Below are 2,799 nucleotides of genomic sequence, written 5' to 3' on the forward strand. Positions count from 1 at the left end.
AAAATCCTCGGTTTAACGGAGTTTCCGCGATTCGAACAGCACTGCAATAGCAATCCAACTAGCGAAGTAAAATAGTTTTTTAATTGCACCTTTCAAATTTTATTACTTTAACTACAACATCTCAGCTTCCCAATAAAAATTATTCGATATTTCATAAGGTCTTCTTAACCGATTATTTTGCCAGCGCCGTCGGCAATTCTGTCCAGCTGGTTGTGTACCGCGGCGTGCGGTTTTCCGACAACATTGCCCAGCGCCTGATCAGGCCCGCCGATCCCAAGTGCACAGTATCCCGGCCGAATCGCTCATTCAACGCGTCCAGGGCGGCCATGGCGGCCACCGACCTGACTCGATCTCGCCCCGCGTCTAACAAGACGCCTTGGCGCCGCGTATCCGGCTGCAGATCCATCAGCATGATCCCGGCTTTCTTGTACTTGAACCCATCGCGAAAGATCATGGCCAGGCCGTGAAGCGCAGCGCCCGCCAGGACGCGGTTATCAGCACTAGGCTCCACCAAGGGGATGGTGATGCCGTTGCTGTATTGTTCGTCCCGTTCCCGGAACCTGTTCGTTTGCACGAAAACGTGCACGGCACCGCACAGCGAATGCTGGCCGCGCAGCTTCTCGCCGGCGCGCGCGGCATAGGTAGATATCGATTCGCCCAGCTCGGCCGCCGTCATGACCATGGTGCCGAAGGAGCGCGACGACACAATCTCCTTGCGCGGCGGCGTCACCTCCTCCAGCTCCAGGCACGAAATGCCGCGCAGTTCATTGCATGTGCGCTCGAGCACGACTCCAAAATGTGCCCGCATTGTGCTGGGTGGCGCGTCTTTCAGGTCCTGCACGGTATTGATACCCATGGCACGCAGCTTGGCACCAATCCGCCTGCCGACACCCCATACCTCACCGACGTCGATGCGCTGCAACAGCCAAGCGGCCCGAGCATCCGACATGGTCGTGAAGTCGGCGACGCTGTCGAATAGAGGAAATTTCTTTGCCACGTGGTTCGCCAGCTTGGCCAAGGTCTTCGACTGCCCTATGCCCACACACACGGGCAGGCTGGTCCACAGCGCCACCTTGGCGCGGATATCCTGCCCCATGGCTGTCGGCGACGCCCACAGGCCGCCCAAGCCGTTCAGGCTGAGAAATGATTCATCAATCGAGTAAACCTCGACATTGGGGCTATATGTCCGCAGGATTGTCATGATGCGGTTGCTCATGTCCGCGTACAGGGTGTAATTGGAGGACAGGCCCACGATGCCGTGCTGGCGCGCCAAGTCGCGCAGCTGGAACCAAGGCGCACCCATCGGCACGCCCAGGGCCTTCACTTCGTTCGACCTGGCTACGGCACAGCCGTCGTTATTGGACAGCACCACCACCGGGCGGTCGCGCAAGCGCGGATTGAACGCGCGCTCGCAGCTGACGTACATATTGTTGACGTCGACAAGCGCAAAAATCTGCTTGGTCGGGTCGCCCATGTCACACTCGGAGCTTTCGCACGACGCCGGTCACCACACCCCATATCTGCAGCTCGCTTCCTTCGGCCATGCAGATCGACTTGTACGCCGGATTATCCGGGCGCAGCTCCACCCTGCCCCGCTGACAATAAAGGCGCTTGAGGGTGTATTCGGAATCGATCACCGCAATGACAATGTGCCCGTGAAGGGGCGCGACAGAGCGGTCGACCACCACTTTGTCGCCATCCAGTATGCCGGCATCGCGCATTGAGTCACCCTCGACCGTGAAGAAGAACGAGGCTGCCTTGCGCTGCACCAGCAGCGCGTTCAGGTCCAGACCATCCTCGGTATAGTCGGCAGCCGGCGACGGAAAGCCGGCGGATATCCGATGGGAAATTTCCGGCCGCGCACTGGGGATTGGGTACTGCGCAAGCGGCAATGGCACCTGCGATACACCGGGCTGGCTAGGTTGAAGTATTAATAATGTTGCATTCATGGCTGGCCGATACTGTGTTTTTATACAGTATATCGACCGAAGCAAGAAACAGGAAGTATAAAATTGTTTCTAGAAAAGTGAGTCTGGCGGCGCAGCTTCAGCCTTCGCCGCCGGTTTCGCTCTTGTCCGAGGAGGCAAGGGATCTGGCTGAGCCACGAGTAGGTCAGCAGGATACTGCCTATAAACGTCCGCTTCGGTCACCAGCGAGCCGTCCAGCCAGCCTTGGTACTGTTCCGGGTCCAGGATCATCACCATTCGCTTTTCGTCGTCTGGCTTGTGGAATCGCTGCATCAGCGGATGCCCATCGGCGTTGATCGTCAGCATCGAGAATGACAGTAGCTGGTCGGATGGGCGATATTCCCAGATGCCGGCAATGGCCACCGGCCCACCGTGGGCTCGCTCGATGCGCCAGCGCACTGGCTTGCCGGTTTCGTAATTGGGCTCGAAGAAATTGGCGGCCGGGATGATGCAGAACTGCTTGCGCTTCCAGGCACTGCGGAAGGATGGCTTGCTGGCCACCGTCTCGGTGCGCGCGTTATAGGTCTGGCGGGCCAGCTTGAGATCGGCCCAGTGCGGGACCATGCCGAACATGGCCGGGGCAATTTCCAGTTCACCAGGCGCTTCGTGCGAGCCGCGCAGGATTGGTGCCATGTAACCCGGCCATGCCTCTGCAGGCAACTCAAGTTGAGGTGAGCGCAAACCAAAATGGTCCGCGATCTGTTCTTTACGACTTGGCGTGTAATCTGCGCACATAGTTTACCAAGAGCAAGGGAATAATTGCCGACCCACTCGCGGACAATAATATATGACTTTATCCATATAAATCAAATACTTACAAACAAGTATTAAA

3 protein-coding genes are annotated in these 2,799 nt (G+C 57.5%); all 3 read right to left on the reverse strand.

Features of this window, described 5'->3' with window-relative positions; all coding sequences use genetic code 11:
* Window positions 1-172: 172 nt before the first annotated feature.
* Entirely contained in the window at window positions 173-1,474 is a 1,302-nt protein-coding gene (locus tag AC0V2Y_RS28385) for a Y-family DNA polymerase (RefSeq protein WP_475417992.1), read from the reverse strand.
* Window position 1,475: 1 nt separating this feature from the next.
* Complete coding sequence (locus tag AC0V2Y_RS28390) at window positions 1,476-1,949, reverse strand: LexA family protein (RefSeq protein ID WP_475417993.1); 474 nt, start codon at window positions 1,947-1,949, stop codon at window positions 1,476-1,478.
* Window positions 1,950-2,018: 69 nt separating this feature from the next.
* The gene (locus tag AC0V2Y_RS28395) at window positions 2,019-2,702 is read right to left on the reverse strand and encodes an SOS response-associated peptidase (protein ID WP_475417994.1); all 684 of its coding nucleotides are present in this window, start codon (window positions 2,700-2,702) and stop codon (window positions 2,019-2,021) included.
* Between the last annotated feature and the right edge of the window lie 97 nt (window positions 2,703-2,799).

The sequence above is a fragment of the Janthinobacterium sp. BHSEK genome, from assembly GCF_056174685.1.

What these genes read in the sequence shown, in the direction of transcription:
- AC0V2Y_RS28385 (WP_475417992.1), bottom strand. Translation starts at nt 1,474, where the DNA reads ATGGGCGACCCGACCAAGCAGATTTTTGCGCTTGTCGACGTCAACAAT.
- AC0V2Y_RS28390 (WP_475417993.1), bottom strand. Translation starts at nt 1,949, where the DNA reads ATGAATGCAACATTATTAATACTTCAACCTAGCCAGCCCGGTGTATCG.
- AC0V2Y_RS28395 (WP_475417994.1), bottom strand. Translation starts at nt 2,702, where the DNA reads ATGTGCGCAGATTACACGCCAAGTCGTAAAGAACAGATCGCGGACCAT.